Origin of the sequence: Xanthomonas sp. NCPPB 4037, from assembly GCF_041475695.2 — a bacterium.
In the GTDB taxonomy this organism is placed as follows: domain Bacteria; phylum Pseudomonadota; class Gammaproteobacteria; order Xanthomonadales; family Xanthomonadaceae; genus Xanthomonas; species Xanthomonas campestris.
The window spans coordinates 2320100-2335206 of record NZ_CM191261.1 but is presented as its reverse complement, the minus strand read 5'-3'; the positions used below and the strand labels follow the sequence as shown (position 1 = coordinate 2335206).

General features: G+C 61.5%; 12 protein-coding genes. All 12 read left to right on the top strand.

The features are described from left to right. Positions 1 to 61: 61 nt before the first annotated feature. The 12 genes from ACCQ01_RS10375 (at position 62) to ACCQ01_RS10320 (ending at position 15034) form a co-directional block, all read left to right on the top strand. Positions 62 to 1171 (top strand): DegT/DnrJ/EryC1/StrS family aminotransferase, encoded by a 1110-nt coding sequence (locus ACCQ01_RS10375; RefSeq protein WP_228432927.1) that lies wholly within the window; start codon positions 62 to 64, stop codon positions 1169 to 1171. Positions 1172 to 1235: 64 nt separating this feature from the next. Next, entirely contained in the window at positions 1236 to 1460 is a 225-nt protein-coding gene (locus tag ACCQ01_RS10370; RefSeq protein ID WP_042599037.1) for an acyl carrier protein, read from the top strand. A gap of 1 nt (position 1461) precedes the next feature. Next, positions 1462 to 2502 carry a ketoacyl-ACP synthase III gene (locus ACCQ01_RS10365; RefSeq protein WP_228432926.1) on the top strand — a complete coding sequence of 347 codons (1041 nt, stop codon included), beginning with the start codon at positions 1462 to 1464 and terminating at the stop codon, positions 2500 to 2502. A gap of 40 nt (positions 2503 to 2542) precedes the next feature. Next, positions 2543 to 3310 (top strand): SDR family NAD(P)-dependent oxidoreductase, encoded by a 768-nt coding sequence (locus ACCQ01_RS10360; protein WP_228432925.1) that lies wholly within the window; start codon positions 2543 to 2545, stop codon positions 3308 to 3310. A gap of 14 nt (positions 3311 to 3324) precedes the next feature. Then, complete coding sequence (locus ACCQ01_RS10355) at positions 3325 to 3972, top strand: acetyltransferase (protein ID WP_228432924.1); 648 nt, start codon at positions 3325 to 3327, stop codon at positions 3970 to 3972. A gap of 38 nt (positions 3973 to 4010) precedes the next feature. After that, on the top strand, positions 4011 to 5141 hold the full coding sequence (locus tag ACCQ01_RS10350) for an aromatic ring-hydroxylating oxygenase subunit alpha (protein ID WP_228432923.1): 1131 nt from the start codon (positions 4011 to 4013) through the stop codon (positions 5139 to 5141). Further along, positions 5138 to 5755 carry an LbetaH domain-containing protein gene (locus ACCQ01_RS10345; protein WP_228432922.1) on the top strand — a complete coding sequence of 206 codons (618 nt, stop codon included), beginning with the start codon at positions 5138 to 5140 and terminating at the stop codon, positions 5753 to 5755. Before ACCQ01_RS10350 ends, ACCQ01_RS10345 begins: the two co-directional genes overlap by 4 nt. Before the next feature lie 72 nt (positions 5756 to 5827). Further along, positions 5828 to 6526 carry a class I SAM-dependent methyltransferase gene (locus ACCQ01_RS10340; RefSeq protein WP_228432921.1) on the top strand — a complete coding sequence of 233 codons (699 nt, stop codon included), beginning with the start codon at positions 5828 to 5830 and terminating at the stop codon, positions 6524 to 6526. Continuing rightward, on the top strand, positions 6520 to 7587 hold the full coding sequence (locus tag ACCQ01_RS10335; RefSeq protein ID WP_228432920.1) for a hypothetical protein: 1068 nt from the start codon (positions 6520 to 6522) through the stop codon (positions 7585 to 7587). The genes ACCQ01_RS10340 and ACCQ01_RS10335 overlap by 7 nt, the downstream gene beginning before the upstream one ends. Before the next feature lie 174 nt (positions 7588 to 7761). Further along, positions 7762 to 9645, top strand: a complete 1884-nt coding sequence (locus ACCQ01_RS10330; protein ID WP_228432919.1) for a class I SAM-dependent methyltransferase — start codon at positions 7762 to 7764, stop codon at positions 9643 to 9645. After that, a complete protein-coding gene (locus tag ACCQ01_RS10325; protein ID WP_228432918.1) occupies positions 9645 to 11441 on the top strand; it encodes an FkbM family methyltransferase in 1797 nt (598 codons plus the stop codon). Before ACCQ01_RS10330 ends, ACCQ01_RS10325 begins: the two co-directional genes overlap by 1 nt. Before the next feature lie 95 nt (positions 11442 to 11536). Then, on the top strand, positions 11537 to 15034 hold the full coding sequence (locus ACCQ01_RS10320) for a glycosyltransferase (protein ID WP_228432981.1): 3498 nt from the start codon (positions 11537 to 11539) through the stop codon (positions 15032 to 15034). The last annotated feature ends 73 nt before the right edge of the window (positions 15035 to 15107 follow it).

Sequence of the window (15107 nt, the reverse complement as noted above, 5' to 3'; positions counted from 1 at the left end):
ATCAACCGCACGCGGCCACGCCGCTGCGTCGGAATCCCGACATCCACCAACAGGGTCGTTGATGACTATTCCCGTCACCAGTCCGCTGCTGCCGCCGCTGGAAGAATTTCTGCCCTACCTGGAGCAGATCTGGTCCAGCCGCATCCTCAGCAACGGCGGTGAGATGCATCGCGCGCTCGAGCAGGCGCTGTGCGAGTACCTGGGGGTGCCGCACCTGGCGCTGCTGACCAACGGCACCACCGCGTTGATCACCGCGTTGCAGGCCTTGCGCATCACCGGCGAAGTCATCACCACGCCCTACTCGTTCGTGGCCACCTGTCACTCGCTGCTGTGGAAAGGCATCACCCCGGTGTTCGTGGATATCGACCCGGTGACGCTCAACATGGACCCGTCCAAGATCGAGGCGGCCATCACCCCGAACACCACCGCGATCATGCCGGTGCATTGCTACGGCACCGCTTGCGATACCACTGCGATCACCCGCATCGCCGACATCTACAACCTCAAGGTCATCTACGACGCGGCGCATGCCTTCGGTGTACGCGACAGCGGTGGCTCGATCCTGCGCCATGGCGATCTAAGTGTGTTGAGCTTTCATGCCACCAAGGTGTTCAACACCTTCGAAGGCGGCGCGATCGTGTGCCCGGACGAACGCACCTACCAGCGCATCGGGCATCTGAAGAATTTTGGCTTCGTCGACGAAACCACTGTCGTTGCGCCCGGCATCAACGGCAAAATGAACGAGGTGAGCGCGGCCTTTGGCCTGCTGCAGCTCAAGCACGTAGACCAGGCGATCGCGCAGCGCGCCCAGATCGATGCGCAGTATCGGCAGCGGCTGGACGATGTACGCGGTATCCGCTGCGTCGCGCGCCCTGCGCATTCCAGCGCCAATCACGCGTATTTCCCGGTGCTGGTGCAGGACGACTACCCGCTCTCGCGCGATGCCTTGTACCAATTGCTGCGCGAACACGGCATTCTGGTTCGTCGCTATTTTTACCCGTTGATCAGCGACTTCCCGATGTACCGTGCCCTGCCCTCCGCGGCGCCCGCATGGCTACCGGTGGCACGCTCGGTCGCCGACCAGGTGCTGTGCCTGCCGATCTTCCCTGGCCTGCACAGCGACCAGGTCGATACCATCGCAGACCTGATTGCCGCCCAACACCGCACATGAGCCACACTGGATGCCTGCCGGTTCCAGACTTTCGCATCTTCAACAGACAACCAGGCGAGACCGCATGAGCCACGCAACATTTATCGAGAATTTTCTTTCTGCCACCGACTTCCAGGAACCGGTCGAAGTCACGGTGGACACCGTGCTGCGCGATCTGCCGGAATGGGATTCGCTGGCTGCGCTGGGCGTCATCGTCATGTTCGATATGGAGTACGGCAAGACCATCACCGGCGAGGATCTGGCCAATGTGGTCACCGTCGGTGACCTCTACAACCTGACCGAGGCCTGAGATGGCCACTTCCACGCTGCACAACGTACGCTTTGCCGGCATGGCGACCTGCGTCCCGAAGCGCGTCGTGTCCAACCTAACCGACTGCCGCCCGCAGATCCGCTCCGAGCGTGAGCGGCTGGTGCGCAATATCGGGATCGAGACGCGGCGCATGGCCTCGGAGTGGCAGTGTTTCTCCGACATGGCCTTCGATGCGACCGAAGTGCTGCTGGAAAAACTGCAGTGGAAGCGCGAGGAGATTGACGCCCTGATCGTAGTGACGCAGTCGCCGGATTACCCGATCCCGGCCACCGCGATCATCCTGCAGGATCGTCTGGGCCTGTCGCATGCGACGGTGGCCTTCGACGTCAACCTGGGCTGCTCGGCCTACCCGTTCGGCATCAACCTGCTCGGCTCGATGATCGCCGCCGGCGGCGTCAAGAAAGGCCTGCTGCTGGTCGGCGACCGCAGTGCGACGCTGGAAGACCCGATCTTTTCCGACTCCGGGACCGCAACTGCACTGGAATTCAGCGCTGACGCACCCCCGATGTACTTCGACCTCAACAGCGATGGCAGTGGCTACAAGGCGATCATCCTGCCGGTGGGTGGACACCGCGAGCCGGTTGCCATGCAGCACCTGATCCCGTATCGCGACGAACCCAATGGCGCCTGGCGGCGTGGCGTTGATCTGCAGCTTGATGGCGTCGCGGTACTGAGCTTCTCGACGCAGCGCATTCCGCCCGCGGTGCAGAAGCTGCTCGACTACACCGGTGTGTCCAAGGACGAAATCGACTATTTCGTGTTCCACCAGGCCAACCGGATGATCAACGAGACCATCCGCAAGAAACTCGGCCTGCCCATAGAAAAAGTGCCTTCAACGCTACGTGATTTTGGCAACACCAGCGGTGCCTCGCTGCCGGTGACCATGACCGCGCGGATCAACAAGGAGCTGGAGGCCGGACCCAAACGCGTGCTGCTGTGCGGCTTCGGCATCGGCTTGTCATGGGGCAGCTGTCTAGTGGAGATCGATGGTGCGGTGTTTCCTGATCTGATCGAGTCGTGAACTGCACCGGCAACGACCCCTGAGCAAAAGACGAGACCACGTGAACGACCAGAGCCGCTTCAATCCTTTCAGCCTTGTCGGCAAACGCCTGCTTGTTACCGGCGCCAGCTCGGGCTTGGGCCGCACGATTGCACTCAGCTGCGCGCGCATGGGAGCCGAATTAGTGGTCACCGGGCGCAATACCGCCAGGCTGACAGGAACCTTGGACGAGCTGAGTGCCATTTCCGAGGTGTCGCATCAGGCGGTAAACGCCGATTTGACCGTCGCCGATGAGCGTAATGCGTTGGTGTCTTCGCTCTCCGCGCCGCTGCATGGTGTGGTACATAGCGCGGGCATTTCGCGCTTGTGCCCAGCACGCATGATGAGCGAAGCGCACCTACACGAAGTGCAATCCACCAATGTCGACGCACCGGTCCTGCTGACCCAGGGATTGCTCAAACGTAATCTGATTGCCACGGATGGCTCTATCGTATTCATCGCTTCGATCGCCGCGCATATTGGCGTGGCCGGGGTGGGTGCTTACTCTGCATCCAAGGCCGCACTCATCGCGTATTCGCGCTGCCTGGCAATGGAAGTAGTCAAGCGGGGGATTCGCGTCAATTGCCTATCCCCGGCGTTGGTGGATACTCCACTCCTCGATGCGACCGCAAAGGTAGTTGGCTCGCTGGATGCCGAACGTGCCAACTACCCCTTGGGGTTCGGCAAGCCGGACGACGTAGCCAATGCGGCCATTTTCATGCTATCCGACGCCAGTCGCTGGATCACCGGCACGAGCCTGGTCATGGACGGTGGTTTGACGATCAGCTAAGTAAGGACGTAAGCATGAAACGCGTGGTGATTCTCGGCGCTGGCGGTTTGGGACGTCAGGTGCTTGCGCAGCTGCAGGTGGATTACGGGCATGGCATCGACTGGGTCATCGGCGGATTTCTCGATGAGCGTGGTGCCGACGCAGTCTCACCTGCGCTCTACTACCCGTGGCTGGGCGAGCCCATGAGCTTTGTTCCCGCTTCGGATCATCTGTTTGTTGCAGCCATCGGTGACCCAGCAATGCGGAAACGGCAAGTCGTACCGTTGCTGGCGAAGGGTGCGGAATTCATTTCTGTGCGTACGCGCTGCATGCTGGGAGCACGTACCGTCTACGGGCCCACCTACTTCGGATACGACGTCAGCTGTGGCGTGGACAGCCGCATTGGCGGCTATGGTTTCATCGATCAGGACGTCTTGCTCGGCCATGACGTGGACATTGGCGACTATGTGCACATTGGGCCGCGTTGCGTGCTTGCCGGTAACGTCAAGGTTGGCGCGGGCGCAGTGATCAATACAGGCGCCTTGATCGCCCGAGGCGTCACCATTGGCGAAGGTGCTGTTGTCGGTATGGGTTCGGTCGTATTCAAGGACGTTGCCGCTGGCCAGACCGTGGTTGGTAACCCGGCGCGTTCCATCTTCAACAAGCCTGTAGACCAGGCCTGAGCGGCAATGCCCTCCAGCGCCATTACAGGATGCCGATCATGACCCGCCATGCACTGGATGCGCAGCACTACACCAGCGCCGATACGTTTGTGCTGGAGCAGCAGCGACTTTTCGCAAGGCTCTGGAATTTCGTAGGGTTCAGTTCGATGGTGCGCGAACGCAACCAATTTTTTACGCGCACCATCGCTGGCACGCATGTCCTCGTTCAGCGGACGGCCGCAGGCATCCGTGCGTTCGTTAATCAGTGCCCCCACCGCCTTTCGGCGATTCAAACGGCCGATGCCGGACGGCGGCCGCTGGTGTGCCCATACCACGCGTGGTCATTTGGCGCCGAGGGCGAACTGCGGGCGATGCCCAACGCCGAGTTATACCGGTTTGACGCGGAAGAACGCGAACGCATCTGTCTGCACAAGCTGCATGTGGAAGAAGTGGGCGGCTTGCTGTTCGTCAACCTGTCGCCGCAACCGATAGCGCTGGAATCGCAGTTCAACGAGTCGTTTCTGGAGCAGCTGCGGCAGGCATCGTCGCACCTCGACACGCAGGTGATCTATAGCCGCCATCGGGTCCGCTACAACTGGAAGCTCAACATGGAGAATGTGAAGGACTACAACCATGTTCCATTCGTGCATCCAAAGACCTTCCTGCCTGCGATGACGGCGCCAGTCCGATCAACGGGCGCTACCGCAAACGCACCATCGGTCGTGAAGCAATTGCTGCACAACGGGGAGCCCCCTGCGCTGGAGACGTTGAGTTTCTCTACGAAGGCGGCTTTACAGCCCCAGACTTCCTGGTTCAACGCACTGTGCGATACCTACGGTAGCGAGCACATCTACTACAATTGGTTCATCTACCCAAACGTCAACTTCTGCAGCGTTCGTGGTGAGCATTTTCTGCTCCAGCAATACGAGCCGGTGGCGCCAGGCGAAACCGACTATCACTTGTGGATGATGACGGCACGCCGCAAGAATGAGCGCACCGATTTCACCGCATTGCTGAGCGCCCTGATCCGTGGCGAGCGGACCGTGATCGCTGAAGACACTGACGTGCTTGAACGCCTTCAGCGAGGACTCCGGCCTCAAGCAGGTCCGTTTATGCATGGCGACTATGAGTTGCAGCTGGTCAACCAGCATCTTTGGTACCGCACCCAGGTGCTTGGGGAACGCCCGTGACCAGGCAGATCGTGGCGGGGACTGGATGGGCGCTGGATACAGCCTTCGAGCTGGCAGGCCAGCTCGGCCTGGAGCCCATGCGGCTGCCTTTGACGAGTACTGATGGTTACAACTTCGATATCAGCTCATTGCGTGCCGAGCACCCATCCGAAGACACCGCGGTGTTCGTTGCACTCGACGAGCGTGCGATCAACTATGCGCGCCAATCACTGATTGCGGTAGTCAGGCTAGCCGGCTACAGGACATTCAATCTGGTTTCGCCCAGTGCGGTTGTCGAACCTGGCGTGCGTCTGATGGGCAATGTTCTCGTTGGCCCTGGTTGCAGCATCGCCAGCGGATGTACCTTGGGCATGGGCAGCTGGCTGGATCGGCAGGTCGTGCTGGATCGTGACGTGAAGCTCGGTAGCTGCGTGAGTCTGCGGGCAGGTGTGTTGCTGGCCGAGCAAGTACAGATCGGCACGGGCTCAACCCTCAGTGCAGGCAGCATTGCATGCGCGCGTACGCAGGTGGGCAAGCACTGTGAATGGTTGCTCGGCGGACAACTACCAGCGGCACTAGCTGATCGTTCGTTCTTCGATGGGCTCCTTGTCGATGGGGCTCGAATCCTTCAATAGCCGCGTAACAGATTTAACTGAAATGGACAGACCAATACGTACTAATCAGCTTTGACTCAGAAGGAGCATGCCATGGGCTTGATTGACCGGGATTTCGCGCTGACTAGCGGCGAGCGCGTCGTTACGCTGAAAATCGACGAGATTCCTCCAGACCATCTGGCACGTTACGCGTTTGCGCGACAAGCACTCAGCGACATGCCAGGACCGTTGCTCGGTGCAGACATTTTCTGTGGAGGTGGCTATGGAACTCATCTTCTGGCCCAGGGCTTACCCTGCTTCATGCTAGGCATTGATGGGTCAGCAGAGTCGATCGCGCGTGCCTCGCAGACATATGTCGACCTCAATGCCATGTTCGCGCACAAATTCTTCCCATTTGCACTGCCCGCCGATCACTTTGATTTCATCGTCTCCATGGAGTCCATCGAGCATGTCGAAAACGGCGCATTGTTCTTTGGCTTGATGGTGCATGCGCTCAAGCCGGGCGGACGCCTGATCATTTCGGCGCCGAACTCGAGTGTTGTTGATCTGTCCAAGAACCCATATCGCTGGCATTACAAACACTACTCTGTCGAAGAGATGCTGGAGCTTGGACAGCAGCACGGGATGACATTGATCAGCTGGCAGGGTGCTGATTGCACCATCGTTGGTGCTGACGGCAAGGTGGTCGCGACCAATTCGCAGAGTCCTCGAAGCGGAGCACTTCGCGAAGGATATATTGGCGACACGCAGACCTATTACTTTAAAAAACCGCTACGAGGACTAACGTGCTGAAGCCCACACCACTCTTTTTCATTGGTTGGGATTACACCGCACCAGCCTCTGTCGTCCTCAAGCAGGCACTCATGGATCCGGAGCTTCCATGGAAAGCAATGGCCATCGTGCATGATGTTTTACTGACCGAGAACGTCGACACGATACCTTTGATGCAAACCGATGAGTTCCTCGCACATGAGAACTCATCAAATACCAATGTCTTGTTACTGGTTAAAGATGGCGTACAGAGGGCGATATGGATGCGCCGCATTCGTGAGCATGGGCTCCGCTTAGTGGATCAAGGCGAGTTGCTGCGGGGCTATGCTGAGCATCTCGCGCGCAGGAAGATGACCCGCTCGCTTGGCGTGATCACGTTGCCACAAGCGTTTGACGACACGGCCCAAAGGGATCTGCAAAGCTTTACTGGCCGGTGGCCTGACCCACTCTCCAATCGTACCTTTGGCGCATACCTCTCGTTCCTGCAGAGCGGTTTAATAGCAGCTTTAAGTGCTGTGGTTACTGCAGATGCATCGGAGCACCCGTTTTTCATGCGTAAAGACCCGTATGCCGAAGCGTTCAAAGCCATTGCCAGAAACGGCGTGATCTGGGAGATCGCTGACACGCGCAGTGCATTTATTGAGCAGGCAGTGGTCCATCACAACATTGGTGGGTTCACCTATGGGTTTTCTTCGTTCTCTGCAGGCAGCGTGCAAGCGGAAGGAACGCGACTTGCCTTTCTGCTAGGTGGGCTTGGCATCAAGCCTGCGCTGTCGAGCCTGCATGCAAGTGACACTACCGTGCGGCAAGACCACGTTGGCGCGGCGGCGGCGCCTGATATCAAGGCCGACAACAAGTTTGTCCGTATCGATGTTGAGGAACCCGTTGCAGTGCTCAAGTGGCTAGATCATTGCACCGAGAACCTACTGGCAAAGGTGCGTCTGCGGCGTCCATCCGATTTGCTGCAGTGCCTTGGCGCTTTCCCGATTGAGCAGCTGTCTCTACGCTGTGACCGTCCTGGGCCTGCAGGGCTGGAATTGACTTTCGCAAAGCTGCAATCAGCGGTAGTTGACGTGGCTTGAGGCTGCGCTCGGCAAGGCGCACGCGTATCAAGGTACGTCAAACGAGGTATCTGGCTGCCCTTCACGTTAGGCACATCTCTTGCATTGGCTTCAAGCCCAGCCTTGAGCTGCCTTGACCGCCGTATTGCTACACCGCACCCCCCGCAGTAGATCACCAACACTGGAACGCAACGGATGACGATGAACCTTGTGCTGCTCCCGGATCTCATCCGACAGGCGCCAGCCTTTCCCGACGGGTTCTTCGATCTGATCCGTGAGCCGATCCGACAGGGTTGCGGAGCGGACATCGGCGTTGAGCCTCGCGATGACAAGGTTGGCGGCCTGCAAGAGGGCTTTGATGCCGCCCACTTTCGGAAGCTTGCACTCGGTGGTGGTGGTGAGTGGGCAACCCGCTACCATCGTATTAGCGATCCAGCCTGCAGTTATCTGCTGGTGCACCTGCCGGCCAATGCACTGATACTCTCCTTCGAGATGCCGCCCTGGCTGATTGCGCTGTGTATCAGGGAAAGCATCGCCTTCATCGATATACGGGTTTCTCCGCTGCGCTTTGGGCGCGATCTCTACATTGCTCTGCGCTGCAGCGACGCAGACATGCGCGCACGCATTGGCGGGGCTGCTGTCGTCGGGGACGAGCTGCGCTTGGAGGCAGCCGTTCTGGCAGCCAACGTGCGCATGCACCAGCGCCGGATGGAAGATGAGCGGGGCCATGTGCTCACCGATCTGGAGGGGGCACTCCTGTTCGTCGGACAGGCGCCCTACGATGCATCCCTGCTTACCGACGATGGTCGTTCGTTGCGTTGCGAGGATTTCGCCGAGGAGCTGCGTGCGCGATGTGCCACACGTCGTCTGCTCTACAAACCACACCCGTTTGCCGGACAGTTTGCGCAGGACGAACGGGAGGCGTTAGAACGCATCACCGGCCAGACTCCCGGAGCCTGCCTGCAGAACGCCTATCAAGTGCTCAGCGCGCAGCAGGATGTGCAGCTGGTGAGTATTTCGTCTGGCATGCTGCAGGAGGCGGAGTGGTTCGACAAGACCGCACACACTCTGTTCCGTCCCTTCGTGCCGCTTGCGGATGCCGCTTGCACCGCCACTCAGGCGTACCAGCAAATCCACTTCAAGTCGTTGCTGGCGCCTGGGTTCTGGCACCAGCTGCTCTCGCCAGAACGTGTGCCACCTCGGCTCGCCGAGCTGCCGCCACTGATGCACCATCATGCACGCGAAACCATCGATCAATGGTGGGACTATTCCAAGGTGCTGACGTGGGAGCGCACACTGCCCTCCGAAACCGTTGCCCGCAATGGCTTGGCGCGACTACGCGAACGCGTGGAGGCATTGGAACAGCGCGGTCCTTTTAGTACCGCGCAGATAAATTCTGCGTCAGTGCACCTTGCGCTGGACAGCGCTACGCCAGATGAGGCGCGCTGGCAACGCTGCGTACAGAGAATCCAGCAACAGATTGCCGCGGCCCCACTGCAATTCGGGCGTGGTCAGCTGTACCAAGGCCATGAAGGCTGGCAGCTCCCAGGCCAGCGACCTACCCTGCAGCGACTCGCGGAGTATCGGGTAGATAGCTGGCTGCCGGCGCATGCCAGCGTGTTGGACATCGGCTGCAATATCGGCATGTTCGGGCTGGCGCTTTCGCCGGTGATCCGGCACTACCACGGCATCGACCATACACCGGCGCTGATCGACATCGCGCAACGGATGGCGGCAGCGCGCGGGATCGACAATTGCCACTTCGAGTGCAGCAGCTTCGCCGACTTCATGGCCACCCAGCAGCAGCGGTACGACGTCATTTTCTCGTTTGCGGTGCACGTGTGGATCGGAATGCCGATCGCCGAATACGCGGCGGTCCTGCATGATTTGCTTGCACCGGGCGGGCGCTTGATCCTGGAAAGCAACAACCTGGCCACTAATGACACGACGTTCTTCGCAACGATTCCGCAGTTGCTTGACGCCGGATTCCGCGTGCACTCACGCGGGCTGCTGAAGGACGACGGCATCATCGAGCGGGCGTTCTACGTGTTTGATCGACTCGCCGAGCCGGCGCACTGATGCGCTCGAATTATGCCGCCACGGCCAACGCAGAGGCGGCCATGCTGCTGCTCAAACAGGGCCGCACGGAGCAGGCACGAGCGCGGCTGCGCCAGGCAGTCGCGTTGGAGCCGAACAATCCGCAGTGGCAGTTTGAACTGGCACGACTGCTACGCGCAGAACAGCCGAAGCAAGCTGTGGCGCTGTACGCGGCCGCCGAGCGCCTGGGCAGCAGCAATGCGCCACTTGAGGCAGCCTGTCTGCTAGATCCGCAGGCCGTCGAATGGGTCGCGCCAGCGAAGCTATGGACGCCGGACAGGCTGGATATCGCGGTCAAGCTACGCTTCGCGCAACACTATATGGGCCAAGTGTCCGATGACATGATCGACGCCACGGCGTTGTATCGCCAGCACATCCAGCAGCGCACCGCTGGCCAGGAGCCCGATGCGCTGGGCAAGACGTGCGTGGCCGACTACGAGCTGGCATTTGCCATGCTCATTGAGCAGCTTCGTGAACAGGGCTTCCAGAGGCATTGCGCAATTCCTATCGATGCGCACGGCCGGCTACTAAATGGTGCGCACCGTTTGGCTGCTGCGCTTGCGCTGGGCCTGGAAACCGTCGCAGTCATACATATGCCTGCGCCCTGGACCGCAGTGGATTGGGGCATGGCCTGGCTTCTGCATCACGGTTTTTCCGCCGAGCATATCAACGCGGTGCTGCAGAGCTGGCTGCAGTGGCATACGCAAGGCGCGCGCATCGTGCTGATTGAGCATGCGCACAGCGATGAGGCCATGGCGGTGCTGCGAGCGTTGGGCACACACTTGCGCATTGCTGCATGGCGCGATGTCCCGGCGGCCGTGCTCGCTGGATTGCACGATCTGCAACTCAAGGCAGCAGTGCTGCGCTATGTCCTGCTGGAAGGCGACGATCAGACACTGCAAACAGTGTTGCATGCACACGGGGCGCAAGCATCCATACCACTGCGCTGCCACGCCTTGAGCGCGCAAGCCAGTCAACAAGCCGCACATCTGCTGCTGGATGAAACGCGTCTTGCGGCCGCGCACGGCGAGACACCGCGGCCGACTGCGGCGACCACTGCCATCGGCCAATGGACGCGTTACATGCCCGCAGCGCCGGCGCCTGCGATCGATAACCGTAACGGCTTCGTCAAATGGCGCAACCTGGAATTGCTCACCGACGTGCAAACCATCATCGACGTCGGGGTCGCCGATGGCACTCCGGATCTGTATCGCACACTCAAACCCAGGCACGTGGTATTCATCGAACCCATCACGCTTTTTGCCGAGCAGGTGGAACGGGTACGTCAACAGTTCCAGAGCAGTCAGTACCTGCAGATCGGGTTGTCCGACCGCGAGGAACACACCTTCATCAATTACCGCGAAGACGCGCCGGTGTTGAGCTCGCTATTGGCAAGCAGCGCGCTCCGCGATACGGGTGATGAACGCATCGTGCGCTTACCGGTGCACCTGCGCCGGCTCGACGATGTTTTCGCGCAGCTGCAAAGCACCGACCAGACCGTGCTGCTGAAGATCGACACCGAAGGCTACGAACTGCAGATCCTGCGTGGCGCTGTCGAGTCGCTGCGCTCGATCACTTATGTGATGCTGGAGCTGTCGGTGATCGAACGTTTCCATGGCTCCTACACCTGCACGGAGGTGGTCGATTTCATGCAGCAGAACGGGTTCCTGTTGCATACCTGCCTTTCCGCCAGTGTCGACGCCCAAGGCTATTGCCGTGTAGTGGATGCGGTCTTCATCAACACTGCCCGCATACAGCACTCCCTGGCAGCGGCCTAGTGACCGCTGACTGCTGCGCCAATCCGCCCGATTTTCTCCTGCCATCTGCAATGACTCTTGCCCCCATGACCTCTCCTGCCCTCGTCAGCATTGTCATGCCGACCTACAAGCTGCGCTTCTTCGAGCGTGCGCTGGACAGCGTACTGGCGCAGACCCACACCGCGCTGGAGCTGGTGATCTGCGACGACAATGCGGACGGGACGATCGAGGCGGCGGTGGCAGCGCGGTCGGCCGATGCGCCCTTCCCGATCCGCTATCACCGCAACGCAACGCGGCTTGGCGAACTCGGCAGCAAGATCAAAGCGGTTGCGCTCGCACAGGGCGAGTACATCAAATTCCTGCACGACGACGACGTATTGCAGCCAGACTGTGTAGCGCAGCTGGTCGAGGCGATCGAGCGCAATCCAGGCACGGTGATGGCGTCGTCGCGGCGTCGGCGGATCGATGACGACGATCAGGTGCTGCCGGACATCCTGGCCACCTGTTTTCCGTTTGCCGAAGACGTGTTGATCGATGGGCCGGATCTGGTGTCGTTTTTGGCCGATCACACCATCAACTTCATCGGTGAGCCCAGCTGCGTGCTGTGCCGGCGCGCCGATGTGCTGGCGCTGGGCGCCGAACTGATGTCGTTGAACGGCAAGGTGATTCATTGGGTGGGCGACCTGGCGCTCTACGTCAAGCTGCTGCGCCGGGGCAACCTGGCCTTTCTGGCGAACCCGCTCACGCACTTTCGGGTGTCGAACGCGCAGTTCAGCCAGGCGGGCCGCGACCAGCCGGGCATTGGCGACCAAGGCCATGAGGATTTCCGACAAGGCCTCCGCCAGCTCGGTTGGCGGCGCGAGACCGGCGACAACCGGTTGGTGCGGGTGGCACCGCTCAACCCCGACAAGGCCCGGGTGTTCAAGTCCATCGATGTGCTGGATGCGCTGGTGCAAAGCGGTGGTTTGGCCGAGAACGTGACCGCGCCGACCTGGTTGGCCGTGCGCCACCCCAGCGCCGTGCAGCGCGCCTTGATGCAGGCGCGCCTGGATGCGCATGACGGTGGCCCGCGCATTGCGGTGGTCGTCGTCGATGCTGCCGGCGATGCGGCCCAGATCGAAACTACGTTGGCCAGCCTTGCGGCGGTGGAGCTGTACGGCAATCTGCAGACCTGGGTGGTCAGCAGTGCCGCGGCACAGGTCGCCGCGCGTGGCGCCAATGGCGTGTTGATCGATGCGCAGGGCCTGGTGCCTGCACTCAACCGTGCCGTTGCTGCGCAACAGGCGGCGGACTGGGTGTTGGTGGTCGAAGCCGGCAGCCGGTTCACGCCCACCGGGCTGCTGATGCTCGCGCTGCGGATGAGCGAGACGCCCCACACCTGCCAGGCGATTTACGCCGATGAGGGCGTGGCACTGGAGCAGAACCAGCTCGGCCTGGTGCTGCGGCCTGCGCTGTTCCTGGACGCGTTGTTGAGTACGCCAGGCACCCTCTCGCGGCATTGGCTGTTCCGCCGCAGCACGCTGTTGGCCGATGGCGTTTTTCCGACCGATGCCGGCACCGCGTTCGAGCTGAGAGCCCAATTGCGCCTGGTTGAGCGCGACGGGCTGGCCAGCGTCGCGCATGTGGCCGAGCCGCTGTTGATCGCCGCACCGTCCACGCTGCGCACGCAGGAAGACGAGCACGCCGTGATCGCTGCGCACCTGCAAGCGCGCGGCTACGTGGATGCAGTCGCACACCATCAGGGCCTGGGCCGCTATGCGGTGGATTACCGGCATGCGCAGCAGCCGCTGGTCAGCATCCTGGTGCGCGTGGATGGCCGCCTGGCGCAGGTGCAACGCTGCCTGGAAAGCATCCTGGCCAACACCGATTACCCGCATTACCAATTGCTGCTGCTCGACCATGCCAACACCGACCCGGCCACCTGCGATTGGCTGGCCGGCATCGCGCAGTTGCAGATCCAGCAGATCCAGGTGCTGCGCTTCGCCCGCGCGCTGAGTGCCGATGCCGTCTGCAACGCGGCGGCGGGTCAGGCGCAGGGCGATCTGCTGCTCTGGCTGGATGCCGGTGCGGCCGTGATGAAACCGGATTGGCTGCGCCAACTGCTCAACCATGCGCTGCGACCGGAAGTGGGCGCCGTCGCCGGCAAGCTACTGCGCGGCGACGGCACCGTGCACCACGCCGGCCTGCTGCTGGGCCTGGGGGCGCCGGTGGGCCGCGCGTTTGCCGGCAGCGCCTTCGACGAGCCCGGCTATCTGCATCGATTGCAGGTGGACCAGAACTACACCGCACTCGGCGGCGAGTGCCTGATGCTGCCGCGTCAGCTGTTTCTGGATGCGGGCGGCTTCGCAGAGGAGCCGGCACTGGCGCAGTGGAGTGCGGCCGATCTATGCCTGCGCCTGCACCAGGCCGGCTACCTCAACGTCTTTGCGCCACGCGCGCAGTTGTTGATCGACCCTGCGGAGATCGCGCCGGCCACCGCGCTGGACGAAGAAGCGATGTATGCACGCTGGTTGCCGCTGCTGGCGCACGACCCCGCGTACAACCCCGGGTTCTCGCTGGACACCGGAACCGGCTTCCGGTTGGCCGACCCGCGCGCGAGCTGGCGCCCGCTGGAAGCGTGGCGGCCGCTGCCCACGGTGATGGCGCTGCCGGCCGACTTCGAGGGCTGCGGCCATTACCGCGTGATCCAACCGCTGAAGGCGCTGCGCGACGCCGGCATGGTGGACGCGGTGATGTTCAACGGCCATCTGACCATTGCCGAGCTGACGCGTCAGGATCCCGACGTCATCGTGCTGCAGCGCCAGGTGGGTGAAGCGCGTCTGGAAGCGATGCGGCGGATGAAAGCGTTGTCGCGCGCGTTCAAGGTGTATGAGCTCGACGATTATCTGCCCAACCTGCCGCTAAAGAACGCGCACCGCGCGCACATGCCCAAGGACATCCTCAAGACGGTGCGCCGCGGGTTGAGCTTCGTGGACCGCTTTGTGGTCTCCACGCCCGCGCTGGCCGAGGCGTTTGCCGGGCTGCATGGCGATATCCGCGTGGTCGAGAACCGGTTGCCGGCGCACTGGTGGGATGCCCTTCCAGAACGCACGGTGCGCCAGGGCGGCAAGCCCCGCATCGGCTGGGCCGGCGGCGCCAGCCACACCGGCGATCTGGAACTGATCGCCGATGTGGTGAAGGAACTCGCTGGCGAGGTCGAATGGGTCTTCCTGGGCATGTATCCGTTCGCGCTGCGCGAGTACATCCACCAGTTCCAGCCGGGCGTGCCGATCGACCACTACCCGTCGGCCTTGGCCGCGTTGGACCTGGATATCGCGCTGGCCCCGGTGGAGCAGAACCTGTTCAACGAGTGCAAGAGCAACCTGCGCCTGCTCGAATACGGGGCCTGCGGTTACCCGGTGATCGCCAGCGACGTGCGCTGCTACCGCGGCGATCTGCCCGTTACGCTGGTCAAGAACCGTTACCGCGACTGGATCGGCGCGATCCGCGAGCATCTTGCCGACCCGGCTGCTGCAGCGGCAAAGGGCGCGGCATTGCGTGAAGTGGTTCGCCGCGACTGGATGTTGACCGGCAGCAATCTCGATCGCTGGCGTGAGGCATGGTTACCGGATTAGCTGGTCCAGGACGTGGGTGCATGCACTACTGTTAGGACACGTTGTCATCGAAACCAAGCCCGCCGACTCAATC

What these genes read in the sequence shown, in the direction of transcription:
- ACCQ01_RS10370 (WP_042599037.1), top strand. Translation starts at nt 1,236, where the DNA reads ATGAGCCACGCAACATTTATCGAGAATTTTCTTTCTGCCACCGACTTC.
- ACCQ01_RS10375 (WP_228432927.1), top strand. Translation starts at nt 62, where the DNA reads ATGACTATTCCCGTCACCAGTCCGCTGCTGCCGCCGCTGGAAGAATTT.
- ACCQ01_RS10340 (WP_228432921.1), top strand. Translation starts at nt 5,828, where the DNA reads ATGGGCTTGATTGACCGGGATTTCGCGCTGACTAGCGGCGAGCGCGTC.
- ACCQ01_RS10350 (WP_228432923.1), top strand. Translation starts at nt 4,011, where the DNA reads ATGACCCGCCATGCACTGGATGCGCAGCACTACACCAGCGCCGATACG.
- ACCQ01_RS10330 (WP_228432919.1), top strand. Translation starts at nt 7,762, where the DNA reads ATGACGATGAACCTTGTGCTGCTCCCGGATCTCATCCGACAGGCGCCA.
- ACCQ01_RS10365 (WP_228432926.1), top strand. Translation starts at nt 1,462, where the DNA reads ATGGCCACTTCCACGCTGCACAACGTACGCTTTGCCGGCATGGCGACC.
- ACCQ01_RS10320 (WP_228432981.1), top strand. Translation starts at nt 11,537, where the DNA reads ATGCCGACCTACAAGCTGCGCTTCTTCGAGCGTGCGCTGGACAGCGTA.
- ACCQ01_RS10355 (WP_228432924.1), top strand. Translation starts at nt 3,325, where the DNA reads ATGAAACGCGTGGTGATTCTCGGCGCTGGCGGTTTGGGACGTCAGGTG.
- ACCQ01_RS10325 (WP_228432918.1), top strand. Translation starts at nt 9,645, where the DNA reads ATGCGCTCGAATTATGCCGCCACGGCCAACGCAGAGGCGGCCATGCTG.